This window comes from Leucobacter viscericola (genome assembly GCF_011299575.1).
In the GTDB taxonomy this organism is placed as follows: domain Bacteria; phylum Actinomycetota; class Actinomycetes; order Actinomycetales; family Microbacteriaceae; genus Leucobacter; species Leucobacter viscericola.
On record NZ_CP049863.1, the window covers coordinates 1,353,049 to 1,375,828 of the forward strand.

Annotated in this window: 21 protein-coding genes and 1 pseudogene; 5 read left to right on the forward strand and 17 right to left on the reverse strand. The window is 61.8% G+C overall.

Features of this window, described 5'->3' with window-relative positions:
- Positions 1-16: 16 nt before the first annotated feature.
- From G7068_RS06215 to hpt, 7 genes and pseudogenes are all read right to left on the reverse strand, one after another.
- Complete coding sequence (locus G7068_RS06215) at positions 17-532, reverse strand: DUF3180 domain-containing protein (RefSeq protein WP_166290301.1); 516 nt, start codon at positions 530-532, stop codon at positions 17-19.
- Positions 525-1,040 carry a 2-amino-4-hydroxy-6-hydroxymethyldihydropteridine diphosphokinase gene (folK, locus tag G7068_RS06220; protein ID WP_166290303.1) on the reverse strand — a complete coding sequence of 172 codons (516 nt, stop codon included), beginning with the start codon at positions 1,038-1,040 and terminating at the stop codon, positions 525-527. The genes G7068_RS06215 and folK overlap by 8 nt, the downstream gene beginning before the upstream one ends.
- The gene (folB, locus tag G7068_RS06225) at positions 1,037-1,462 is read right to left on the reverse strand and encodes a dihydroneopterin aldolase (RefSeq protein WP_166290305.1); all 426 of its coding nucleotides are present in this window, start codon (positions 1,460-1,462) and stop codon (positions 1,037-1,039) included. The genes folK and folB overlap by 4 nt, the downstream gene beginning before the upstream one ends.
- Positions 1,459-2,327 (reverse strand): annotated as a pseudogene (folP, locus tag G7068_RS06230) (dihydropteroate synthase). Before folP ends, folB begins: the two are co-directional and overlap by 4 nt.
- A gap of 17 nt (positions 2,328-2,344) precedes the next feature.
- A complete protein-coding gene (gene folE, locus G7068_RS06235; protein ID WP_166290307.1) occupies positions 2,345-2,971 on the reverse strand; it encodes a GTP cyclohydrolase I in 627 nt (208 codons plus the stop codon).
- 5 nt (positions 2,972-2,976) lie between these two features.
- Positions 2,977-5,151 (reverse strand): ATP-dependent zinc metalloprotease FtsH, encoded by a 2,175-nt coding sequence (ftsH, locus tag G7068_RS06240; protein WP_244304735.1) that lies wholly within the window; start codon positions 5,149-5,151, stop codon positions 2,977-2,979.
- A gap of 127 nt (positions 5,152-5,278) precedes the next feature.
- Positions 5,279-5,836, reverse strand: a complete 558-nt coding sequence (gene hpt / locus G7068_RS06245; RefSeq protein ID WP_166290311.1) for a hypoxanthine phosphoribosyltransferase — start codon at positions 5,834-5,836, stop codon at positions 5,279-5,281.
- Positions 5,837-6,013: 177 nt separating this feature from the next.
- Between hpt and G7068_RS06250 the strand changes: the two genes are divergently transcribed.
- Positions 6,014-6,451: a coiled-coil domain-containing protein gene (locus G7068_RS06250; protein ID WP_166290313.1), complete on the forward strand. Its 438-nt coding sequence runs from the start codon at positions 6,014-6,016 to the stop codon at positions 6,449-6,451.
- Positions 6,452-6,492: 41 nt separating this feature from the next.
- Here G7068_RS06250 and tilS read toward each other — a convergent pair whose 3' ends face one another.
- Positions 6,493-7,521: a tRNA lysidine(34) synthetase TilS gene (gene tilS / locus G7068_RS06255; protein ID WP_166290315.1), complete on the reverse strand. Its 1,029-nt coding sequence runs from the start codon at positions 7,519-7,521 to the stop codon at positions 6,493-6,495.
- A 144-nt stretch (positions 7,522-7,665) separates the two neighbouring features.
- Between tilS and ppa the strand changes: the two genes are divergently transcribed.
- Positions 7,666-8,160, forward strand: coding sequence for an inorganic diphosphatase (gene ppa / locus G7068_RS06260; protein ID WP_166290317.1), 495 nt, complete (start codon positions 7,666-7,668; stop codon positions 8,158-8,160).
- Between the two features lie 78 nt (positions 8,161-8,238).
- Here ppa and G7068_RS06265 read toward each other — a convergent pair whose 3' ends face one another.
- Positions 8,239-9,567, reverse strand: coding sequence for a peptidoglycan DD-metalloendopeptidase family protein (locus G7068_RS06265; protein WP_244304737.1), 1,329 nt, complete (start codon positions 9,565-9,567; stop codon positions 8,239-8,241).
- 129 nt (positions 9,568-9,696) lie between these two features.
- Positions 9,697-10,038, reverse strand: a complete 342-nt coding sequence (locus G7068_RS06270; protein ID WP_166290319.1) for a DUF1801 domain-containing protein — start codon at positions 10,036-10,038, stop codon at positions 9,697-9,699.
- Positions 10,039-10,462: 424 nt separating this feature from the next.
- On the opposite strand from G7068_RS06270, the gene G7068_RS16585 reads away from it, so the two are divergent.
- Positions 10,463-13,387 (forward strand): helix-turn-helix transcriptional regulator, encoded by a 2,925-nt coding sequence (locus G7068_RS16585; protein ID WP_166290321.1) that lies wholly within the window; start codon positions 10,463-10,465, stop codon positions 13,385-13,387.
- Positions 13,388-13,429: 42 nt separating this feature from the next.
- Here the strand turns inward: G7068_RS16585 and G7068_RS06280 are convergent, their stop codons facing one another.
- Genes G7068_RS06280 through G7068_RS06290 form a run of 3 tightly spaced genes read right to left on the reverse strand, consistent with a single transcriptional unit; the run spans position 13,430 to position 15,630 of the window.
- Complete coding sequence (locus G7068_RS06280) at positions 13,430-14,434, reverse strand: DNA topoisomerase IB (protein ID WP_166290323.1); 1,005 nt, start codon at positions 14,432-14,434, stop codon at positions 13,430-13,432.
- Between the two features lie 10 nt (positions 14,435-14,444).
- Positions 14,445-15,239 carry a nitroreductase family protein gene (locus tag G7068_RS06285; RefSeq protein WP_166290325.1) on the reverse strand — a complete coding sequence of 265 codons (795 nt, stop codon included), beginning with the start codon at positions 15,237-15,239 and terminating at the stop codon, positions 14,445-14,447.
- A 52-nt stretch (positions 15,240-15,291) separates the two neighbouring features.
- Complete coding sequence (locus G7068_RS06290; RefSeq protein ID WP_166290327.1) at positions 15,292-15,630, reverse strand: hypothetical protein; 339 nt, start codon at positions 15,628-15,630, stop codon at positions 15,292-15,294.
- Positions 15,631-15,750: 120 nt separating this feature from the next.
- On the opposite strand from G7068_RS06290, the gene G7068_RS06295 reads away from it, so the two are divergent.
- A complete protein-coding gene (locus G7068_RS06295) occupies positions 15,751-16,932 on the forward strand; it encodes a type III polyketide synthase (protein WP_166290329.1) in 1,182 nt (393 codons plus the stop codon).
- Positions 16,929-17,645, forward strand: a complete 717-nt coding sequence (locus G7068_RS06300) for a methyltransferase domain-containing protein (protein WP_166290331.1) — start codon at positions 16,929-16,931, stop codon at positions 17,643-17,645. The genes G7068_RS06295 and G7068_RS06300 overlap by 4 nt, the downstream gene beginning before the upstream one ends.
- On the opposite strand, the gene G7068_RS06305 is transcribed toward G7068_RS06300, so the two are convergent.
- The 4 genes from G7068_RS06305 to G7068_RS06320 all read right to left on the reverse strand — a co-directional run bounded on the left by G7068_RS06305 (position 17,620) and on the right by G7068_RS06320 (position 22,676).
- The gene (locus tag G7068_RS06305; RefSeq protein ID WP_166290333.1) at positions 17,620-17,877 is read right to left on the reverse strand and encodes a DUF7218 family protein; all 258 of its coding nucleotides are present in this window, start codon (positions 17,875-17,877) and stop codon (positions 17,620-17,622) included. The two genes, G7068_RS06300 and G7068_RS06305, sit on opposite strands and share 26 nt — an antisense overlap.
- Positions 17,878-17,967: 90 nt before the next feature.
- On the reverse strand, positions 17,968-19,077 hold the full coding sequence (locus G7068_RS06310) for a carboxylate-amine ligase (protein WP_166290335.1): 1,110 nt from the start codon (positions 19,075-19,077) through the stop codon (positions 17,968-17,970).
- A gap of 25 nt (positions 19,078-19,102) precedes the next feature.
- Positions 19,103-19,627, reverse strand: a complete 525-nt coding sequence (locus G7068_RS06315; protein WP_166290337.1) for a lipocalin family protein — start codon at positions 19,625-19,627, stop codon at positions 19,103-19,105.
- Positions 19,628-19,781: 154 nt separating this feature from the next.
- Positions 19,782-22,676, reverse strand: coding sequence for a helix-turn-helix transcriptional regulator (locus G7068_RS06320; RefSeq protein ID WP_166290339.1), 2,895 nt, complete (start codon positions 22,674-22,676; stop codon positions 19,782-19,784).
- Positions 22,677-22,780: the final 104 nt, after the last annotated feature.

The following is a 22,780-nucleotide window of genomic DNA, read 5'->3' on the forward strand; positions in this document are numbered from 1 at the left end:
AAGCTTAGACGGGGCCCTAAGGCTTGCGGAACGCGGCCTGGTCGGCGGGTTCGGGGCCTGTCTCGGGGTCGGTTTCTTCCCCCTTATCGTCTCCCGGAGGGACCCTGCACAGACGCTCGGTAATCATGGCGCAGATAACGAGGGTGAGGCCACCACCAAACACCAGCAGCATGGGCAACCAGCTCGCCACGGGGGCGGGAACACTGCGCCCGAGCAGTGACAGAACTAGGCCACCGCCAAACCCGCCAAGCAGCCCGCCGACAATCTGCCCGGCGCGCGCAGTCGCGAGAAGACGCACCGCATGAAACGGGTTGACGGCTCTCGTGCGTTTTGAGACGTTGTGTCGCAGCCTGATCCCGAACCCGAGCAAAACTGCCGCGATGAAGACCAGCGTGACGGGCAGCGAGAGCGGAGGCACAAACGGGGCGTGGCCCCGGCCGGAGAGGTAAAACTGCACCAGGAGACCGATCGCCATGCCCATAGCAGCGGCTGCGATCGAGGTCAGCGGGTTCATCCGGTCGAGCTTACGCATGTGTTGGCTCCTCGAACGGACGCGTCGTATCGCCGATGCGTTCCAATAGCTCAGCAACCCGGCCGTGACCGAGTAACACGGCGTGCGGATCCAGTTCAAGCCACGGGGCAAGCACAAAGTCTCGCTCGTGCGCGCGCGGGTGAGGAACATGCAGCCGGTCGTCGGAGATCGATCGACCTCCGAACGTAATGATGTCGATGTCGAGGGTCCGATCGCCCCAGCGCTCATCGCGGGTGCGCCCGTGCGCGGATTCCACCGTCTGAAGCAGATCGAGCAGTTCGTGTGGCCGCAGTGTGGTGGTGGCGGTCGCAACGCCGTTGAGGTAACGCGGTGCGTCTGGATCGGGGCCGTCAAGTGTCAGCGCGATGGTCTCACGCAGCGGCGAGGCGTTCAGATCGCTGATGCCCGCGGCACTGGCAAGCTCTCGCTGTGCCGCCCGGATCGTCTCGCCGCGGTCACCGAGGTTCGCGCCGAAGGCGAGCAGCACCGGCATTTGCTGGGCGATCATTCGGCGACCTCCTTTGGCTCGCTCGCGTACCTCACGACAGTGACCGAAACATCGGCGAAGGTCAGGTTGATCGGGGCGTTGGGCTTGTGCACTGTAATGCGTGCCTCCCGCACCCCGGCGAAGGCCAGCGCCGTCGCCGCGACCCGCTCCGCGACGGTTTCGATGAGGTCTACGGGATCTTGCGCAACAGCAGCGTGGATCGCCTCGGCGAGTTCGCCGTAGTGCACAGTGCGCGCGATCTCATCGCCCGTTCCGTTGAGATTAACCGCGACCTCCGCGTCGATCAGGAAGCGCTGGCCCTGCTCGCGTTCGAAGCCAAAGACACCGTGATGCGCAAACACCTCAAGCCCGGTGAGAGTAATGCGGTCTTCGGGGAGTCGCTCCGTGTTCCCGGCAATTGTGTCACGACCAACTTCGCTCATGGTCGAGCACCAACTGCCGGCTTAGCTTCGGGCTGCCGTGGAGCTTCGGAAGCATCTCGTTCGCCCGACCGCCACGCCTCTGCAATGGCGAGCGCCTGCACCGTCGCGGGCACGTCGTGCACCCGCACTCCCCAAGCCCCCTGACGAGCGACCAGTGCGCTGACAACGGCCGTTGCCACGTCGCGCCCTTCGGGAGGTGGCGCAGCGCTCAACGGAGTCGTGAGTGCCTCGGCGATCATGCGCTTTCTTGAGGCCCCAACAAGCACCGGAAAACCGAGGCTGATGAGCGCGTCGAGGTGGGCAAGCAGCTGCCAACCCTGCGCGCCCGTCTTATCGAAACCGAGACCGGGATCGATGACGATCAGTTCGCGAGCGACACCCGCGGCCATAGCCTCCGCAGCGCGCCCCGCAAGGCCATCGCGCACCTCTGCGACCACATCTGCATAGTCGGAACGCTGGTGAGTCGGATCGGGAATGCCGCGCCAGTGGCCAATTATGAAACGCGCCCCGTGTTCTTGGCCCGCCGCAGCAGCAACTCGCAGCATGTCTGCATCGTGCTCGCCGCCAGAAACGTCGTTGATGAGGCGCGCTCCAGCGGTCACTGCCGCTGCCGCAGTTTCGGCGTGCAGTGTGTCGACTGAGACGCGGTGTCCGCGGGCAGTGAGCCCCCGGATCACGGGAAGAATGCGACGCAGTTCTTCTTCGGGGCAACAGGGGTTGCTCCCGGCCTTGTCGATTCACCGCCAACATCGATCAGGTCAGCTCCCTGCACGGCGAGGGCGCTGCCGCGCTGAACAGCTGCTTCTGGCTCGTCAAAGAGTCCGCCGTCGCTGAAGGAGTCGGGGGTAACGTTCAGCACCCCCATAACAAGTGTGCGGGGCCTCACGATACGGCTCCGCCGTTATCGGTGTTGCCTGCGTTATCAGCGGCGCGGCTGGCTCCCGCGCCAAGCAACGCGAACACCGCGGTCTGCTCTACTGGATCAACGAACACGCCTCGAGATGCCACCGTCACGGTGACCGCTTCGGCCTGCAGCACACCCCGATCTGACACACACCCGTGGCTTGCCTCGAGCACGACAAGTACACCTCTGGGTTCGAGTCCGTCTTCGAGAGTCTGAGCGATCTGCTCCCCCAGGCGCTCTTGCACCTGCGGCCGCGCTGCAAGCGACTGGACAACACGCGGCAGGGCGCTGAGCCCAACGACTCGCGAGCCCGGTCGGTAAGCGATGTGGGCACGCCCGCGAAACGGCAGTAGGTGGTGTTCGCAAACAGAACGGAGGGTAATGTCGCGCAGCAGCACAAGCTCCCCCGTATCGTCGCCCACCGGAACCGAGTCGGTCAGAAACACAGCCGGATCTTGCCCCACGCCCGCAAAGAACTCGCTGTAGGCGTCGGCCACGCGAAACGGTGTGCTCGCGAGCTCCGCGCTGTCGGGATCTGAGCCGATCGCGCTCAGCAGTTCGCGCACCGCAGCAGCGACGCGCTCCCGGTCAACGCTGTTCTCCATGTGAACTATCGCGCCTCGTCGGTACCTGAATCAGAGCCCTTGCCGGTTTCATTACCGGGCACTCCGAGGTTACGCGGAGGGGCGCTCGTATCGCCTGGAGCAAGTTCCGAAGAGCCTAGCGGGGACGTGTTTCCGGAGGGCGTTTCAGAGGGAGGAGCCGTCGCCGGCGAATCCACTGCGGCACTCTCTGAGTTGCCCGAACCCTTAGTATCGTCGACGCTCGTTTCATCCAGGTTGCCGTCGGTGCGCACAACCACAGGCACCTCAATCGGGGGCCTGTTCGACACGGGGCGCTCGCCGTGCGAGAGCCAAACCGGACGCTCTGGCAGACGCTGCACGCCCTTAAAGATCTCGGCGATCTGAATGTGATCAAGCGTCTCTTTTTCAAGAAGCTCACGCGCGAGGTTGTCGAGAATGTCTCGGTTCTTCACTAGCACGTCATAGGCCTCATTGTGCGCCTGCTCAAGCAGTGCGCGCACCTCGGCATCTACCGCGACCGCAACACCCTCAGAGTAGTCACGATTTTGGCCGAACTCGCCCATAAACGCACCGGGCTGAGCCTGGCCAAGCTTGATCGGACCAACCGTCGAAGACATGCCGTACTCGGTCACCATTTTGCGCGCGGTGCTCGTCGCCTTTTCGATGTCGTTGCCAGCACCCGTCGTGGGATCGTGAAACACCAGCTCTTCCGCGACGCGACCGCCCAGCGCATACGCCAGCTGATCCTGTAGCTCGTTTCGAGTTACCGAGTATTTGTCTTCGAGCGGGATCACCATCGTGTAGCCGAGCGCACGGCCTCTGGGAAGAATCGTGATCTTGGTGACAGGATCCGTGTGGTTCAGTCCAGCGGCAACAAGGGCGTGTCCACCCTCGTGGTAGGCCGTTATGAGCTTCTCCTGATCCTTCATCAAGCGTGTGCGGCGCTGAGGGCCAGCGATCGCACGATCAATTGCTTCATCGAGTGCACGGTTATCGATGAGCTGCGCGTTGGAACGCGCCGTCAGCAGCGCAGCCTCGTTGAGCACGTTTGCGAGATCCGCACCAGAAAAACCGGGGGTCTTGCGCGCAACGATCTCAAGGTCAACGGAATCAGAGAGCGGCTTGCCCTTCGAGTGCACCTGCAAGATCTTGAGACGACCCGCCATATCGGGGGCGTCAACACCAACCTGGCGATCGAAACGGCCGGGACGCAATAGTGCCGGATCCAGCATGTCAGGCCGGTTCGTCGCGGCAATCATGATGACGTTGGTCTTCGGATCGAACCCGTCCATCTCAACGAGGAGCTGGTTGAGGGTCTGCTCACGCTCGTCGTGGCCGCCGCCCATGCCCTGCCCGCGACGCTGTCCAACCGCGTCGATCTCATCGACAAAGATAATCGCGGGAGAATTGGCCTTCGCCTCTTTGAAGAGATCGCGCACGCGGCTTGCGCCGACACCAACAAACATCTCGACAAAGTCGGAGCCGGAGATCGTGTAGAACGGTACACCGGCCTCGCCCGCAACGGCCCGCGCGAGAAGCGTCTTGCCCGTACCGGGAGGACCGTACAGCAGAACACCCTTTGGAATGCGGGCACCAACGGCTTGGAAACGCGCTGGATTCTGCAGGAAGTCTTTGATCTCGTAGAGCTCTTCAACGGCTTCGTCGGCGCCAGCAACATCTTCAAACGTAACCTGGGGCGTCTCTTTTGAGACGAGCTTGGCGCGTGACTTGCCAAACTGCATGACACCTCGGCCACCGCCCTGCATTGAAGACAGCATCCACCAGAGCAGCAGGCCGATCAGAAGCAGCGGGACCAGGAAGCCAAGCAGCGACCAAAGCGGGTTCGGCTGAGGCACCTTGTCGTTAAAGCCATCTTTAAGCTTTGCGTCGTCGACTGCCTTCACGACGTCGCCGCCGCGCTGGAAGACGTAGTAGAAGTACACGTCGTCAGTGCCGGTCTTCTTGTCAGCCTTGGTGAGGGTCAAGTTGACACGCTGGTCGCCGTCAACGATCTCAGCGCTCTTCGCTTTGCCTTCAGAAAGCATCTCAAGGCCCTGTTGCGTGGACACTTCTCGGGTGTTGCCGCCCGAGAGCAGCGACCAACCAATCAGCACAATGATTGGTGCGAGGATCAGATAGAGCAGCGGACCGCGCAGAAGCTTTCTGCTCGTCGACGTGCTCTTCGTTGAATTCTCAGCCAAGTCTGGGCCTTTCGGAATCGGCGCACCGGGGGTTCCGGCAAAAGTAAGCGTAACGAATACCACTGACATCGCCCTGTGCCAGGCGCCAGTGTCCGCTCAGGGCGCACTGAAAACGTGCGCCTGCGAGCTATTCCCCGCCGTAGACGTGCGGCGCAAGAACCGCGACATCACGCAGGTTGCGGTAGTCCTCGGCGTAGTCAAGACCATACCCAACAACAAACTCGACTGGAATGTCGAAGCCAACGTAGGCAACGTCGACGTCCACTTTCAGAGCCTCTGGTTTGCGAAGCATCGTGCAAATCTTGACGGAACGCGCACCGCGGCTCTCAAGGTTTTCTTTGAGCCAAGAGAGCGTCAGTCCCGAATCGATGATGTCCTCAACAATTAGAACGTCACGATCGGTGATGTCTGCGTCCAGGTCTTTCAGGATCTTCACGACGCCACTCGACTTCGTTCCGGCTCCGTAGGAAGAAACAGCCATCCAGTCCATCTGCGCGTGGAACTTTAGCTCACGCGCGAGATCGGCCATCACCATGACAGCGCCCTTGAGAACACCAACGAGCAGAGGTGGCTCATCTTTATAGTCAGCTTCGATCTCGCGTGCGAGCTCTGCGAGTCGACTGAGCAACTCCGCCTCGGTGTGAAGCACTTTGGAAAGGTTGTCACCCAGATGTTTCGAATCCATGAGCCAATATTAGCCCGAAGCCTCCTGGGCACACGCCTCGGTTTCGACCTTCGCTCACAAGCCGCAAACTTCGCGGTTTTCGGACGACTTATTCACAAAACACCCCAGTGTGGAACATCAGTGCATTTGCTCTGGAATTCTGTTGCAACAGCAGTCAGAATGAAAGGCATGATCACTATGAACGAACCCCAAGTTTGGACGCTGATTGGCGTGTTCGCCGCCGCCCTGCTCGGCCTCACGACAGTCATCACACAGACCTTTATGCGCACAATGTCCGCCAACATGAGCACGATGTCCGCAAACTTTACGGCCATCGAAACTCGCCTCGATTCGATGGCGGTCCAGGTTGACGCAAAATTTGACACTGTGTCGGCAAAGTTTGACACCGTGAACGAACGAATTGAGGGACTGAGGACCGAAATGACGCTTCGATTTGAGCGGGTGGATGAGCGATTCGAACAGGTCGATAAGAGATTCGAACAGGTCGATAAACGATTCGAAAAAGTCGAGGGACGCATCGACGGGGTTGACGCCCGACTCACCACGATCGAGAAACAAGTTACCGGTATCGACGGTGATGTTCAGCTACTCATGAAACAAGCCTTCCCGAAGTAGCGCTCTATGAGGCCAGGACGGCATGTTCTTCCCCAGGAAGGCTAGGTTGCCCGCGGCGAACCCACCTGTCGCACAAACAGCAATTTCCCTGCTGACCGGGTCACTCTGACCCCGGGAACGTAAATCGCTCCCTGCCCATGCCAGTCCGTCACCAGGGCCGCAATCGCGAGGGTGTGCTCACGGCTCAGTTCGCTCCCAAACTCCGCCTCGGCCACACGCCGGATAATGCGGTGGCGCAGAGCCGCGGGATTCGCGCTGAGCGCCGCAGTGGAGACCGCGATTCCCGCCTCCGCGTGCTCAACGATGTCTTCAATTTGCTCGTCTACCATCTCGTCGAAGGCCGCAGCATCTTCACGTGCCTGTTCGGCGGTGCGCGCGAGAGCCGCTGCGACGCCGGGTCCGAGTTCCGCCTCGAGCACGGGCAAAACACGCCGACGCACCCTCACCCGGGCATAGGCGGTGTCTTCATTGTGCGGATCAAGCCAGGGTTCCAGCGACTGGGCCTCACACGCAGCAACGGTGTCTGCGCGGGTCACCCCTAGAAATGGTCTCAGAATGAGCCCTCGCTGCGGAGGAATCCCCGCCAGGCTGCGCGATCCCGAGCCGCGTGCGATGCCGAGCAACACCTGCTCGGCTTGATCGTCGCGGGTGTGGGCGGTGAGGATCAGCGACGCGCCTGAATGCGCTGCCTGTTCTTCGAGTGCGCTGTAGCGCGCCTCACGGGCCGCGGCCTCTGGCCCGAGCTCGGGAGCATCGACAGAGACGCGCACGACTGTCACCGGGTCTAATCCCAACTGCGTGGCCTGCGCTGCGGCTCGCTCGGCAACCTCGGCTGAGCCAGGCTGCAGCCCGTGATCCACAATCACGGTGCCGATGCGCCAGCCTTCCCGAGAGCCCACAAAAGCCGCGGCTGCGGCAAGGGCGAGCGAATCAGCCCCGCCCGAGAGCGCCACAAGCGCGAGCGGCAGCTCCGTTGCATCGCTTCCTCTTCCCTCGAAGCCGAGCAAGGCTCGCCGCACCGCAACCCGCGTCATTGCAACGGCGGGGGGCAAAGGTGGGCGCTGATTCATTCCTCCACGCTACCGCGACGGTGAGTCGTTGGGAGCACTGACCCCTCGCATCAAGGTTCCCGGCGCTCCGGTCGGGTAACCTTGTGCTGGCATTGCAAATCGAGGCCGGGAGTCTTCCGCGCCCTTAAGCGACAAGGAACGTGCATGAGCACAGCATTCGACGCCGTCATTGAAATCCCCAAGGGCAGCCGAAATAAGTACGAGGTCGACCACGAGACCGGACGCGTGTATCTCGACCGGGTGCTCTACACCGGCTTCGTGTACCCCACCGATTACGGTTTCTTCGAGGAAACCCTCGGCGAAGACGGTGATCCACTCGACGTACTCGTACTGCTCGACTACCCCGTATTCCCCGGTGTCGGCATCAAGGTGCGCCCGGTTGGTGTGCTCAAGATGAGCGACGAGGCCGGTGGCGACGACAAGGTCATCGCCGTGCAGCACAAGGATCCGCGCTGGTCACACATCCAGGATGTCGCCGACATTCCCGAGTACACCCGCAAAGAGATCGAGCACTTCTTCGAGCACTACAAAGACCTGGAGCCCAACAAGTGGGTCAAGGTTGACGCGTGGGGCTCGGCAGCCGACGCTGAGAAGCTCATAGTCGAGGCACAGCAGCGCCTCGCGGCCCAGGGGCACTAGCTCCATCGCAAAGAGGGGGTTCAGGATCGCAAGATCCTGAACCCCCTCTTCGCATCTAATGCGGAAGCGACGCGTTGACTACCCGGTGACCCCGTAATTCGGGATCGGGTTCTGGAAGATGCCGCCGTACAGCACCTCGTAGTGCAGGTGGCAGCCGGTACTCATACCCGTCGTACCGACGTAACCGACCACTGCGCCCTGCCCCACCCAGGTCCCCCAACCCGGACCAAACGCCTCCAAGTGGGCATATCGCGTCTGGAAGCCGCCCGCGTGATCGACGTGGACCATGTTGCCGCCGATGCCGTCTTTCCAGCCGACAAAAGTGACGGTGCCCGCTTGCGGAGCCTGGATCGGCGTGCCGCAGCCGGTCGCGAGGTCAATGCCGGTGTGGTAGGGCACTTGGTAAAAGTAGGTCGAGACGTAGCCGCTGGTTGGGCGCCACCAGGAGCCGTCGCCGCCACCACCGCCGGTATTGCCACCACCGGTGTTGCCGCCACCGCCACCACCGCCGGTATTGCCACCTCCACCGCCACCGCCATTGTTGTTGGCGTTCTCGCGTTCTTGCCGGGCGCGCTCTTCGGCTTCTTTGCGAAGTCGCTCGGCTTCTCGCTGACGCTGTTCTTCTTCGACCCGAAGGCGCTCCTCGTACCCCGCAACAGTGTCGGTCGTTTTGTCTTTCAGAGCCGCAAGCTGCGCTTCCAGCGTTTGCTCTTGCTTCTGCTGGGCTTCGAGTTTGACGCGCTGGGTATCGGCTGCCTGAGCCGCAACCTCGGCCTTCTCCTCAGCCTTTGCGCTCAGCTTTTCGCGTTCTTTCTGCGCGGTCTCCGCTTGCTTTCCGAGAGCCGTCGCGTTGTTCGTCGCTTGCTGAGCCTCCCGCGAGATCGACGTATTGCGCTCAGTAGCTTTTGACATGGTCGCTAGCCGATCTAGCAGGGCGTCCGCGGTATCACCCTCCGACTGCAGAAACAGCTCCATGTTGCGATCCACCCCGCCTGAGCGGTACATCTGAGCAACGATCACCGCGGCCTGATCGGCCGCCTCATCCGCTTTCACCCGGCTGACCTCTGCCTGAGTCTTCAGCGTCTCCGCTTTTTCGGCCGCCTTGTGCGCAGCAGCCTCAGCCTCTTGCCACGACTCGTTGGCGTTGGCCGACTCGTTACGAAGGCGCTCAAGATCCTTTTGGCTCTGCGCGAGCAGCCCCTCAATCTCCTTCACCTTTTTGGCGGCGGCTGCCTGATTACCCTTGGCAGCCTGCACATCATCCCAGGTGGGCAGGTCTAACGCGTTTGCGGGTGAAGCAGCCGTGAGCTCTCCACTGAAGAGAAGCCCACAGGCTAACGCGCTCACTCCGAGTACACCGGTCAGTCGTTTCATGACACGGTTCGAGCGGATAGTCCGCTTCGGCATGCAGCCCCCAAAAGCCTAGAAGGAAGGATTAATCCGTACCCACGCTAGCATTGACCCGATCCAGAACCCCTGAGGTCGCTCGGGCAGGCGCGGTTCTTCAAGGCTTTGGCGTGATCCTCACCCCAAAAATTAGGCCCGGTTCAGCGCAAGCGCGTCTTGAACCAGAGCCAGCAGTGCGTTTTCGTTCAGCTCATCAGCCTCATGCAGATCAATGGCGCGCCGCGTGCCAGCCGTCAAGCTCGAGTTGAACAATCCCGCTGGATCTTCGATAGCGGCCCCCTTCGCAAAGGTAATTTTCACCTTGTCTCGGTAGGTCTCGACCGTGCAGATCAGGCCGTCAAGCGAAAAAGTCGGCACCCCGTCGGGGTTTGAGGGTTTGCGCCACTTCACTTCTTCGACAACGTCCGGTGCACCACGCAGGATCACCGATCGCACCAATTCAACGCGCTGTGTTCGCCAGTCCATCGTCATGCATGTGATCGTACTCCCCCAGAGCCCCAGGCGCGAGAACTTCTCGCTCTAAGGCCCGATCTCGCAAATCTAGGGCACCTGCCCGATGTGCTGCCCCCTCCTTAGAACCGAGAGTAGAAGTACCCCCACTTGTCTACAGAGGAGCTTCCCTTGGACTTTCAGACCTACGCTCACCAGCACGCAACCGCACAGCGGACTCAGTCTGCAGCGGCAGCCGCAGAACGCGCCCGGATGCATGCCGAACGGCAGGATCAGGCCGGCGGGATCCTGAACCGAGCCCATGCCCCGGCCGCCCCAAGATTCTTGAACGACTCCGCTCATGGGCTTCATGGAAAGGCACGCAAAGCGCGACCGGACGCCCTCAGTGAGGGTCGGCTTCAGGTCTCAGTACCTTGCTCCCGACGAGACCTGGGAAAATGGGGTCATGTCTCATCACGAGGTTGAACCAGCCATGGTCGGGCGCGATGCAGAGCTTGCCCATCTTCGTGATCGATTCCGTGGTGTTCTGCGGGGCCAGGGTGCAGCGACGCTGATTACCGGCGAGGCGGGAATCGGTAAGAGTCGGCTCGTGCGTGATCTTGCGGATGCGGCGCGAGACGAGGCTGATGTCTTAATTGGCCGCTGCATCGACCTCAAGCAGGCCGCGACACCCTACGGCCCCCTTCTGGAGGTGCTGCGCACACTTGTCACGGCGCGGGGTGCGGATTCTTTGCTCGAATCGCCGGCGCTGGACCACTCCAGCCGATCCGCGTTTCTCCTTCTGCTGCCCGAGCTTGTTGACGCGGAGACTCCCGATGGTGCCAGCGGTTCACCTCCCTTTCCCTCTGAGGATCACTCGGGCCCGGAGCGACTGCGGGAGGCCATCACGACCGTGCTGCGCATCGCCGCAAAGACGCGCCCGTTGATCCTCGTTATCGAAGACCTGCACTGGGCAGACGAGGGCACACTCGCGGTGCTCACGACACTGCTGCAGAGCATCACTGAGACTCGCATCTTGGCGGTGCTCACGATGAAAAATGACGGGCGCCGCAGCAACCCCGCTCGCAGATTTGCCGCGGAATCGGAGCGCACACGTGTGCTCGAGCAGCTACCCCTCGCGAGGCTCGGTGACGAAGAAGTGCGCGCAATGGTCAACGGACTCATGCAGCACCCGCTCGCTCCCCAAACGTTTAGCCAGCTGCTCGAGCGCTCAGAGGGTGTGCCCTTCTTCGTTGAGGAGCTGGTTGAGAACGCGGCGGCTCCACTCACCGACTCGCTCCGAGACGTGCTGCTCGCCCGGTATGACCGGCTCGGCCGTGAGGCCGCATCGCTGGTGCGCGCGATGTCGACCTCGCAATCGCCGCTCCCCCATGCCACGCTCGTGCGGCTCGTTTCGCTTCCCGAGGAGGAGCTGGAATCGGCCCTACGAGAAACCATTGACGCCGGTGTTATCGCGGTCAATGAATCAGACAACTACGTGTTTCGACACGCGTTACTCCGTGAGGCTGTGCAGGGTGAGCTGCTGCCCGGAGAACGCACGCGCCTGAACCGCGCACTCGCCGAGATTTTGCAACAGATCGCCGATTCAGACACCAAAACCGCTCCGCTCTCAGAGCTGGCGTACCACTGGGATCAGGCGAAGGATCCTGAAAAATCGTTTATTGCCGCGTTTGCCGCGATGAGGCAGGCAGAGTCAAAGTACGCGTATGCGGCGGCGGTTCGCTTTGGTGAGCACGTGCTTGAGAACTGGGACGAGTCGCTCGCTGCTGCCGAGGAAGCGGGGATCAACCGGCTGAAGTTTCTCGAGCGGTTCGCCTCGATCCTGCGGAATGCTGGTCAGACTGAGCGGGGTCTCACCGTCGTTGACCTCGCCCTCGACGAGGTGGAGGGTCTGAACGACCCCGTAGCGAAGGCCAGCCTGCTTCAGCAGAAGGCTTATTACCTGAGCCATCTCGGACGCCCCGGCAGGGAGCCGCTCATTTTGCAAGCGTTGGCCGCCCTCGATTCAGATCCTCGATTCGAGATCGATCTCGGTGTCGTCCGGCTGAAGGCAAAATTGCTCAGCCTGCTCACGAGCACACTCATGCACCTTGGGAAGCTCACCGAAGCGGTTGCCGCAGCAACAGAGGCGGCCCGCTACGCGGAGCAGTGCGCCGATAAAGCTCTGCTGTCGATCACCTACAGCGTGCGCGGCTCCTGTCTCGCAGGTTTGGGACAGGTGGAGACTGGCCTCACCGATTTATTAAGGGCACGACCGCTCGCGGTGAACGGTTCGTCCCTCATGAAGTTCCACACAAACTACTCTGACCTGCTCAACATCCTCGGCCGATACCACGAGGCTGTTGAGGTTGCAGAGGAGGGACTCGTGGTTTCGAGACGCTACGGAGTTGAACGCAGTACCGGCGCGATTCTGATGCAGAACCTGGTCGAGCCGCTGCTTGAACTCGGTGAGATCGAACGAGTTGAGCAGTTGTTGCAACTGGGGATCGACTCACACGCCGTGCGCATACAGCAGGTCTACACCCTCGTTTCGCGGGTGCGCGCCCTGTGCTGGCGTGGTCGGGCAGAGGAAGCGGAGGAGCTCTACCGGGACTGGGCCGAGCCGCTCCACCAAACCGCCGAGCTGGAACGGCAGGTCTGGTACGCGCAACTCCTGATGGAGGTGACGCTCGCGACCACTCGAGATGACTTCGAACAGGCGAGACTCGTCATCCTGCGCATGCTTCAAGACGAGCGCCCTCAGTCTGGAAACCAGAGACGGCTGCTTCTTGAGGGTGGCTGGATCGCCGCGGAGTGCCGCTCTCGGGGTCACGAGGTATCAACTTTCGCGTCCCGAGTGCTCAGCCGCTGGGAATCGCAGCCGCAGGAGATGCAGGACCCCTATTGTTCAAGCGTACTTCGCGGGCTCCTCAACCCCTCAGCAGACCTCTTAGACGCTGCGCTGAGCGCGTCGAACGCCGAATCTGTGCCGCGGATTTTTCAAGTCATCGTGAGGATCGAACTGAGCAGGCTGTTACTCGCGTCGGGTGAGCGGACTCGAGCCGCAGCGGTCGCCCTGGAAGCGCAGGATCTGTGCATCGAGCTCGCTCATGAGACGCTGGGTCAGCACGTGAAGAAGTTGGTGCAGGGTATTGGGACAGGACGCACGACTAGTGCTGACGGAAGCCCTGATTCGCTCCTCACGCCTCGCGAGCAGCAGGTACTTGACCTCGTGGCAGAGGGCCTCAGTAACCGTCAGATTGGCGAAAGGCTCTTCATCAGCGCTAAGACGGTGAGTGTGCACGTTTCTGCGGTACTCAGAAAGCTCGGCGTCAGCAGTCGCACGCAGGCGGCACGAAGTGAGCTGGTGTCTGAGGTTCGTGTGAACTAGATTCAGAGAAATGTTCCGCGGGCGAGATCCGAGAATCCCCAACTACCTCGCCCGTCCCATCTCCGCGATCAAGCGCATCGTCCGCTGCTCACCCGGGTCGAGCCATGTGCTCGGACGAATGCGCGCTTGCTTCACACGCTCGAGCACCCCGGGTCGTTCCACCGCGGAAAGCACTCGGGGATCCACATAGGATCCGCGAGTTACCGCGACCGTGTTGCCGAGTTTCTCGGCGGCGAGCGCGATGGCGTCTCGGGCAGCGGCGGCGCGCGCCTTTTCTGAGGCAAGATCACGTGGGTCAAGTTCAAGCAGTGCCGTGGCGACTGTCACCGTGCCACCCCAGGTGCGAAAGTCTTTTGCGGTGAACTCCTCTCCCATGTGTTTCTTGACGTAGTCGTTGACGTGGCTGCTTCGCAGGCTGTGCACCACCCCGTCTTCGTCGAAGAATCGGAACACCTCTTGCCCTGGCAGCTCCGCAAGTTGCGCGAGGATCCGGGCTGTTCGGGAATCCCGAACCCGCCGCCGCTGCCGTTTTCCGCTCTTACCAACAAAGTCGAATTCGACCCCGGTCGCGCCCACCGCCAAGTGTTTCCGTCGCAGCGTCGTAATCCCGTAGCTCTTGTGCTGCGCCGCGTACTCAGCATTGCCGACACGAAACAGCTGCAGGTCAATGAGCCGGATCGCGCACGCCGTGACCCGGCTGCGGCTCAGACGGCGACGGCGCAGATCCCGATCAACCTGCGCGCGCAATCGCGGCAACGCGCGACCAAAACGCTGCATCCGGTCAAACTTGAGCCGATCCTGACGACGACGAAAAGCCGGATGGTAGATGGCCTGAGTACGCCCGGCGGCGTCCACTCCCCTTGCGAGCACCTTAGCCGAGGCCGACTGCGCGATCTCCACCTCGGTCCACGCGGGTGGGATCACGAGCGCCTCGATGCGCTTGAGCTCTGAGCGCTTCGTGATCCTGCGCTTGCCAAGCCGGTAGATAAACCCCTCGTCCGTGAGTTCGCGCGTGATTGGGGTCCTTCTACCGATTCGCTTCGCCATGCGCGTTCCCTCAGTCCTCGTCCCACCCAGTCTGCGGCTCACTGCAATTCTCGCGGAACACAAACTGGCTTGGCGCCCTGCGCTCGCGGCTTGACCAGTCGATCACTGGCCTGTGCGACTGCTCGGGCACGTAGCCGAGGCGATAGAGCGCCATGAGTTCAAGGTCCTCGGGAACCTGCAGCAGCTCATTGATGCGTTCCCACTGGCCGGGCGCCTCCATCGGGAAGGAGATGAACTGAATGCCCATACCCAACTCGACGGTCGTGAGCCAGACGTTTTCCATCGCGGCACCGAGACTGAACTGGCAGTAGAAGTCTGCGAGCGAGTGGGCGTTGCGTTCTTGCCGGTCGAGCATGACCCCGAGAATTAGCGGCGATCCTGCCACAAGCTTGCGATTCTCTTCGCCGAGGGTCTGCGGGATGCGCAGCATTCGCATGGTCTTGATGCCAGCCGGCGTGTACACCGCACGGGTGAACGGCCGCAGCGCGGCGGGCAGTTTATCGAAGTACATGCCGGATCGATGCTCGGCCATCTCCTCGGCGCTGAAGCGGAAGTGGCGCTTGTACCGCTCGAAGAACGACCCCTCAGAGATCACGGCGGTCATCGATTCACCGCTGATGCCTGCGATGGTGTCGATCATTGTGCGATCCTCAATCACCACAAACCGCCAGGGCTGGCTGTTGAACTGTGACGGGGCCGAGGCGGCGGCTTTGATGAGTAGGCGCTGGTGCTCGTCGCTCACGGGATCGGGCAGGAACGGCCCATTGGTCGTGCGGCGGTTGAAGAGAACATCAAGAAATTCCATGGGGTGCTCCTGTGTTTGGGGTTGAATGAGTTCGTGGGCTCAAGTCGCGGGTTCACGTGACGCTTAACGCCCAGAGCACAACCGCCGCAAGATAAAACGGGGCGGCACTCAGGCCAATTGCAATGTGTCGTTCGGTGCGTTTCAAGACGGGCCTACTCAGCCACGGCAGCATCGCCAGCGGCACGAGAGCCACCGCCAACAAGACTCCACGCTGCCAGTGAGTTGGGAACGACAGTACTGCGGCGAGCAGGGTGAGGATCACAGTGAGTGCAAAGAGCCGGGCGTGCCAGGCCCGCCGCACTTTTCTTCCGCGAAGACTCAACGTGCCGAGGGTGATCGTCGCGAGGTAAGAAATCACGGCGATCAGGCTCCATGGGACAGCGTTGGCCACCTTCTGCCTCCTTTGCCCGTTGCCTGGGTTGGTGTTCCAACCTACCCCTCTTTGTAGTGGAGCGTTAGCTGTGCGAATAGGGCTTGCATTCGCAACCAACATGCGTGTTCCATTAGCAACATGACCACTCATCTCGTCTCCATCGGCACGGCTGTTCCGGCCTCAAGGCTGCAACAGGAAGAGGCCCGAGACTTTTTTGCCGCCCAGCCAGGCCGGGATCGTCTTGCCCAGAGGCTGATCCACACGGCGTTTGACCAGTCCGCGATCGAAACAAGGTATTCGGTTCTTGGTGGGATCGGCGGTGTCGATGAGCTTTCCCCGCTCTTTTCGACCGACGGGCTGCTGCACTCCCCGACCACGGGCGAGCGGAACGCGGTCTACCGCCGCGAAGCACCCCGGCTGTCGTCGGCCGCGGCCCGAGACGCGATCGCCGGTTCGGGATTCGACGCGTCCGAAATCACCCACGTCATCACGGCTTCATGCACCGGGTTCTTTGCGCCCGGCCCCGACTTCTTGCTGGTGAAGGAGCTCGGGATCCCCGGCACCGCCGAGCGCACCAACATCGGGTTTATGGGCTGCGCTGCCGCGTTCCCAGCGCTGCGTGCGGCCAGCAGGATCTGCACGGCGCAGCCCGGCTCAGTCGTGTTGGTGGTGTGCACGGAGCTCTGCTCGATCCACATTCGCTCGTCGAGTGACCCCGAGCAGATTGTTGCCTCTGCCGTGTTTGGTGATGGGGCGGCAGCTGCGATTGTGACCTCCGCTGAACCACGAACGACCGGGGCGACGCTGGAGGTCGGCGAGTTCACAACGGCGATCACCAGCGAGGGTGAGCAAGACATGGACTGGAGCGTGGGCGACGCGGGCTTCGAGATGCGCCTTACCGCGCAGGTGCCGCGCATCATCGGGCGTGAGATTGCCGGGGCTGTTGGGGCGGCGCTTCGCGACGGTTCGAGTCCGCTCAGCGACGCACCCTATTGGGCAGTGCACCCAGGAGGCCGCAGCGTGCTCGATCACGTTCAAGAGGGCCTTGGGCTGTCTGACGATGCGATGCGGCACTCGCGCGCGATCCTGCGCGAGTACGGCAACATGTCGAGTGCGACGATCCTGTTCATCCTCGGCCGGATGCTGGGTGACGAGTCCATCGATTCCGGTAAGCAGATTGCGGCCCTGGGGTTTGGCCCGGGGCTGACCGTGGAGACGGCGCGGTTTACTCGCCGCGCTGAAACTGCGTTGGTTCAGGCGGCGGAGCCCGCGGTTACCGCAGCGGCAACAGTGACTGCGGGCGCGAAGGTATCGGTATGACGCTGGCGGTTCGTGACCCGGATCTCCGCGAGCTAATGGACGATCCAGAATGTGACAAGGATCGCCTTCGTCGAACCCTGCAGCGTTTTGGTGTAGTGAACCGGGCCGTTTCGTGCTGGGACGGGGTGTACCGGTCTCAGCTGCGACCGTTCTTTGCTGGCCTGGATCGGCCCGCGCGCGTGCTCGACATCGGCTGCGGCGGGGGCGACGTGTTGCGCCGCCTCGTGCGACTCGCGCGACAAGATGGATTTGTTGTCGAGGGGGTGGGGATCGATCCTGACCTCCACGCCATTGCGGTCGCGAAGGCCGCCCGCCCCGAACCCGGGGTGACGTACCGGCGGGAATTCAGCCGAACCCTGGTCGAGCGCGGAGAAGACTACGACCTTGTCATCTCAAACCACCTGCTGCACCACCTGGACACCGTCGAGCTTGCCGGGCTTTTGAGCGACAGTGAAAAGTTGGCCACCGGCCTGTCTCTGCACTCCGATATCGCTCGTGGACGCATCGCCTACGGGGCATTTTCCATGCTCGCTGCACCCGTCGCGCCCGGAACCTTTGTGTGGGTCGATGGGCTACGAAGCATTCGTCGGAGCTACACCGCCGGCGAGCTCACGAGCCTGCTGCCGCCAGGCTGGAGCGTCGAGCAGCCGGGAAGGTTTCGGCTTCTCGCGGTGCGTCGACCAGTGGTCAGTGGTTCCGCAACGCGCCAATGAGCTCAGGCTTGCGCATCTTGGAGTATCCGGTGATGCCGAGTTCTTTTGCCCGCTTCTTGAGCTCGGGAACGGTGCGGTCGTCGTAATCTTCGGCTTGCCCGCCGCGCTTTCCGATGGCGGATCTGCCCTCTTTCGCGGCGGCGTTTGAGATGCGGGCGGCCTTCTCGGCAGAGGCGCCCTCACTGCGAAGCGTTTCGTAGAGTTCTGGATCTTTCAAAGACGATCTAGGCATGGCAACATCCATTCTCAATCGGGGTCTGAGTTCGACGATAGTCGCGCCGGCTGCGGCAGGCGAGGGCCTCGACAGGGTTCGGCGGAGCAACTATCGTGACGCGTGCGAGCCAGATCGGTACAGCTTCAGCAGCGCATCGATGCCGCCGTTCTCGTGCGCGAGCAGTTGCCGATCGGCCGGTCCTCCCCTCTCGCGCAGGCCATCCAGATATTGCTGGACACGATCCCACTCTTCGGAAAACTGCAGTTCCTCTTCAACCGTCGCGATCATGCGATCCACGAGGGTGAAAGCGGGAACAGTGTCGGCGACCACGGGATCGGTGAGATCTGATCTCAGCCCGTTTCGCGCGGCGATCCAGATCGCCCCGTCAACGATTCCGGGCCCGAGCTGCGGCCTGGGGATGCTCTCTGCGATCTCGCGCAGCGCACGATTGACGAGGGCGCGCACGATCACTGCAAACGCCACAGATTCGCCGACCTCGAGTTGGGCATCGGCGATCCTCACCTCGACAGTCGGGTAGTTCGCGGAGAGCCTCGCCGTCCACGTGAGGTGTCCCGCATCAATCAGCACCCCGGTATCGATGAGTCTCGCGACGGCGTCTTCGTATTGCGCGCCGTCTGCAAAGCTCGGTGGATAGCCCGAGATCGGCCACATGAGTCCCTGGATATACCGCCAGCTCGCAAAGCCGGTGTCATTCCCGCACCACAGCGGTGAGTTCGCGGTCAGCGCGAGCAGCACGGGCATCCATCGGGAGATACGGTCGATCACCTCAACGCCTGCGTCCCGCGAGGGAACCGCGACGTGCACGTGGGTGCCGATGGCGTACTGATGGGCGGCCACCCCTCGCATTTCCTCTCGGATCAGCTGGTAACGCGACTTGGGCGTGACCGTGCCCTCGGTGTCGCCGCCCAGCGGCGGCAACCCCGAACTCGCAAGCACCATGCCCTGTCGCTCCGCCGTTTGCGCAACCGTATCTCGAAACCCCCGGAGAGAGCTTTCGGCCTCCTCCGCTGTGGTGCACACCGGAGTTGCAGTCTCTAACTGGCTCGCAAGAAACTCGTGCTCCGTGGGTTGCGCAGCACTATCAACATCACGGATTACCTGTTCTGCGCCATTAGCGGGCATTCCGGTTTTCGCGTCGAGAAGCAGGTACTCTTCTTCGATTCCAAACCCTCGCGGGTTTCCCTGTTCGTCAAGCATTGTCTCCAGCTTTCCTCAGTACACCTCATCGTGACGAGTTGGCAAGGTGTTCGTCGGTGACCTTCGCTCCCGACTGCTGGGTTTCGATCCAACGCTCGAGCTCGTACCCCTGCGACCTGGCCTCCGCCAGATATGCCTGCTTTACGGCTTCCTCAAGTTGCGACTCCCTTGAGAGCAACCAGAGGTACTTTCGGTCGGGGGTGCCGACGAGGGCCACCCGGTACTCGGGGTCAAGTTTCAGAATCCAGTAGTCCGCGCGCGTAAACGGTATCCAGCGAAGCCCCTCTGGCAGAAAGGTCACTCGCAGTCGCCCCGCGTGTTCTGGGTCGGGATCGGCCTGGCCTATGGCCTGGGTCGGCGTCTTTTCGGCGTCGAGGCAGCGATTGTCGACCTGCACGGTGCCGTCTTCTCGCAGGCTGTACTCCGCGGTGACGTCTTCTGCGGTGTCATCTTCGTAGCGAAGCGGCAGTCGCCCGATCTCAAACCAAAGCCCTAAGTATCGTTGGAGGTCAACGTTTTCAACTGATCGCACCGGATTCGTGTCGTTCATTTGTGTCGTCTCTTCTTTCTGTCGCCAGCAACCGACCGCTGGGAGCCCTTCGGTGAGTAGCTACGGTTTTGGGCGCAGCACGGACCATTGGATCACCCGCATCACTCTCATTAGAACGCGGGCATGTGGGCACGCGCTAGCGGTTGTACTGGCGTCAGCGATCGTGTAGCGAGGATCCCAGCGCGCTTCGTGCGGCCTGCGTTCGAGTGGAAACCCCCAGTTTTCGAAGCACCGCGGATACGTGAACACTCACCGTTTTGGGGCTGATGTAGAGCCTCTCGCCGATCTGCCGGTTGCTTAGACCCTCGGCGATGAGGTCTAAGACCTGCTGTTCCCGGGGAGTCAACAGTGGGTCGCCGTCGGTCGCCGACCTATTGCGGTCTGCGCCCAAGGCTCGGGAGAGTTCGCTGACGTGTCGCTCAAGGATTGCGTGAGAGAGCCGGGTGGAGACGGTTTGGGCCTCAAGGACTGCCTCGATTGCCCTACTCCGGTCTCCACGTGCGATGCGGTGCCGGGCGAGCTCGATCCGAACGATGACACCAAATGTGCGCGGTACCGTTTCGCCGTCTGCCGCGGCAAGCGCGCCTTCGAGCAGAGACCCTTCAGGGTGAAGCAATGCCAAAAACACGCGCGCGCAATCGGGATCCTGCAGGTCTTGAGTCTGCAAGTTCCATGCGGCCAGAAGGCCGCTTGCGAGTTCCGTCGTGTCCTCTCCGCGAGCTCGGCACTCTGCCACGATCCAGGCTCCCTCGAGGAGCAGTCGTCGCTGGCTCCCCGTTCGTTTTCGCGGGTCGTGCAGCATGCGTTCGATCACAGCGCGCGCAGTATCAAAATCATCTCGCGCGGTCGCGATGGCGATCTCCATGGAGAGGGCCGCGTACCAGACCTGGCGCTCGAGTTCGGCGGTCTGCCGCAGCGGCTCTTCCCATTCTCGAAGCATCCTCTCCGCCTCGTCGGGGTGGCCCCGCCACGCCAACGCGCGGATTCTGGAGGACAGCATATAGACACGCTGCATGCGCACGGCATGGGTATCGACGCCGCGCCAGAGCAACTGATCGACTCGCTCGATCTCTCCGAGTTCCAACAGAGGCTCGATCAGATTCTGCATCATGATCGCCCCCGTTGTGCGTTCTACTCCGTAGCGCTGGGCGATTGCGAGACCGGCCTCAGCGACCTCAACTGCTCGCCGATACTGACCAATGTTGTTGAGCAGGTCAGAGTAGTTCGCGTGAAACCACATGAGCGAGTTGCCGGTAGCGGCGAGTGGTTGCGCCTTTTCGAAGTCGGCGAGCCCAGCCTGCACTTGACCGGCTGAAACGAGAGAGGCCCCTCGCAGGTTGTAGGCAATGGCCTGTTGAGACTCGTCGCCGCTTTGTTGCGCGTGTTCGAGCGCGGCTGAAGCGGTGTCAATCGCCTCTTGCAGGTCTCCCGCTCTCATCTGCATGCTCGCGAGAAGGCTGAGCAGATGGGCGCGCAGCTTGTGGTGATCATCGCTTGAGCCCAGCACGGCGAGTGCCTCAGTAATCAGAGGTTCTCTACCGGGCCAGCCCATGTAGCTGTGATAGTCGGCCTTTTGAAGGAGCAGGCCGGCGTGCGCCACCGGATCTTGAACGGTTTGGACCTCGTTGAGCGCGAGATCAACAACCGCGAGACCCCGCGCGGTTTTCCCTGCGTCTCGCAGAATCAACGCGAATTGCTCCAGAAAAGCGATTCGTCCGATCCTTGCCTTTTCAGCAGCCGCGTCGACCTCGTCCCAGCGTTCCAACACCTGCTCCCCGAAGTGGGCCGCTGGGGCGTAGGCATACTGTGAGGCGGCCAGTTGCATTGCGGCAAGGGAAGCCACGAAAGATTTCTCGTAGTCTTTGGCCTGTTCCCAGTGGTAGGCAAGCGCGGATAGAGACGCGTGCTGCTCACCTGAATCGACTGCGCGCTGCAGGATCTCTGCCAGGGCTCGGTTGAGGCGAGCACGCTCCCCGGGCAAAAGTTCGCTTCGAACGGCTTCACGAAGCAGAGCGTGGCGAAACGCATATAGATCCGCCTCGTCTACCGCGATAATCCCCGCATCAATAACTTCGCGAAGAGTGACTTCCAGTTGTTCGTCGGACACCCCTGCCAGTTGCACGAGTGTGTCGTGCGGGATGGCGGCCTGCGAGATCGCCATGATTCGCACCAGTGATCCAGCCCGCTCGCTGAGGCGGTCGTAACGTGCGAGCAAAACATCGCGAAGGGTCTCGGCGAGCGGAGCTGACGCATTTTCGACAAGTTCTTCAACGAAGAAAGGCACGCCCTCCGAACGTTCTAAGAGCTGATCGAATTTCTCGGGATCGAGAGGCCTTTCTCTGAGTTCAGCGACCATCGCACGCACTTCGTTGCCTTCCAGCCGCGAGAGTGGCATTGCTTCGAGCACACGGGCTCGCACCGATTCGACGGCGAAGCGTCGCGCCGGATCGCTGCGGTGCGCATCGTCTCGCATGGTGATGACAAGCATGAGCCGTGAATCGGCGAGCCCCCGCAGCAGGGACGTCAGCACCGTGAGCGTGCCCTCGTCTGCCCAGTGCAGATCTTCAATGATGATGAGCAACGGTCGTCTGCGAGCAGCGGCACGCAGCAGGGCTCTAATTGCTGCGAGTAAACGCTCTGGCCCGGCTTCGTCGTCTGGCGGCATGCCGCTCGACAGGGCGGGGCCTTCGGATTCAGAGAGCTCTGGGAGCAGGAGCTGGATCGTGGCACCGCTCAGTTGATGATCTTCAAGGTAGGACAGCATCTCGTGTGCACCACGGGCTTCTACAAGCGCCCGAAGGGCTCCCACGAGCGGCCCGTAGGGAGTAGCCGCGTTCCCCAAGTCAATACAGTGGCCAGTTATCACGTCAGCTTCACCCCGAACAGCATCAGCCAATTCGTTCACAAGTCGGCTCTTGCCGATGCCCGCCTCACCAGAAACCAGCACAGCACCGGCTTGGCCGTTCAACGCTTCACGAAACTGCTCGCGAAGGCGAGCAAGCTCTCTATCGCGCCCGACCAGGGCGGATCTCGCGGTGTGTGCTGGCATGTTTCCATCATTCCAGCCACCACTGGCATTGTCGTGCAGTGTATTAATTTGGCGTTCCTTTGCGGCGTGAAGCTCTTACTTCCTATATCTTTCGCGCTAGGGCC

Coding starts and splice junctions, on each gene's coding strand:
- G7068_RS16585 (WP_166290321.1), top strand. CDS start 10,463: ATGTCTCATCACGAGGTTGAACCAGCCATGGTCGGGCGCGATGCAGAG.
- G7068_RS06265 (WP_244304737.1), bottom strand. CDS start 9,567: ATGCCGAAGCGGACTATCCGCTCGAACCGTGTCATGAAACGACTGACC.
- G7068_RS06305 (WP_166290333.1), bottom strand. CDS start 17,877: ATGCCTAGATCGTCTTTGAAAGATCCAGAACTCTACGAAACGCTTCGC.
- G7068_RS06285 (WP_166290325.1), bottom strand. CDS start 15,239: ATGGAATTTCTTGATGTTCTCTTCAACCGCCGCACGACCAATGGGCCG.
- G7068_RS06315 (WP_166290337.1), bottom strand. CDS start 19,627: ATGAACGACACGAATCCGGTGCGATCAGTTGAAAACGTTGACCTCCAA.
- G7068_RS06300 (WP_166290331.1), top strand. CDS start 16,929: ATGACGCTGGCGGTTCGTGACCCGGATCTCCGCGAGCTAATGGACGAT.
- folB (WP_166290305.1), bottom strand. CDS start 1,462: ATGAGCGAAGTTGGTCGTGACACAATTGCCGGGAACACGGAGCGACTC.
- G7068_RS06250 (WP_166290313.1), top strand. CDS start 6,014: ATGAACGAACCCCAAGTTTGGACGCTGATTGGCGTGTTCGCCGCCGCC.
- folK (WP_166290303.1), bottom strand. CDS start 1,040: ATGATCGCCCAGCAAATGCCGGTGCTGCTCGCCTTCGGCGCGAACCTC.
- G7068_RS06320 (WP_166290339.1), bottom strand. CDS start 22,676: ATGCCAGCACACACCGCGAGATCCGCCCTGGTCGGGCGCGATAGAGAG.
- folE (WP_166290307.1), bottom strand. CDS start 2,971: ATGGAGAACAGCGTTGACCGGGAGCGCGTCGCTGCTGCGGTGCGCGAA.
- G7068_RS06310 (WP_166290335.1), bottom strand. CDS start 19,077: ATGCTTGACGAACAGGGAAACCCGCGAGGGTTTGGAATCGAAGAAGAG.
- G7068_RS06270 (WP_166290319.1), bottom strand. CDS start 10,038: ATGACGATGGACTGGCGAACACAGCGCGTTGAATTGGTGCGATCGGTG.
- hpt (WP_166290311.1), bottom strand. CDS start 5,836: ATGGATTCGAAACATCTGGGTGACAACCTTTCCAAAGTGCTTCACACC.
- G7068_RS06280 (WP_166290323.1), bottom strand. CDS start 14,434: ATGGCGAAGCGAATCGGTAGAAGGACCCCAATCACGCGCGAACTCACG.
- ppa (WP_166290317.1), top strand. CDS start 7,666: ATGAGCACAGCATTCGACGCCGTCATTGAAATCCCCAAGGGCAGCCGA.
- tilS (WP_166290315.1), bottom strand. CDS start 7,521: ATGAATCAGCGCCCACCTTTGCCCCCCGCCGTTGCAATGACGCGGGTT.
- G7068_RS06295 (WP_166290329.1), top strand. CDS start 15,751: ATGACCACTCATCTCGTCTCCATCGGCACGGCTGTTCCGGCCTCAAGG.
- G7068_RS06215 (WP_166290301.1), bottom strand. CDS start 532: ATGCGTAAGCTCGACCGGATGAACCCGCTGACCTCGATCGCAGCCGCT.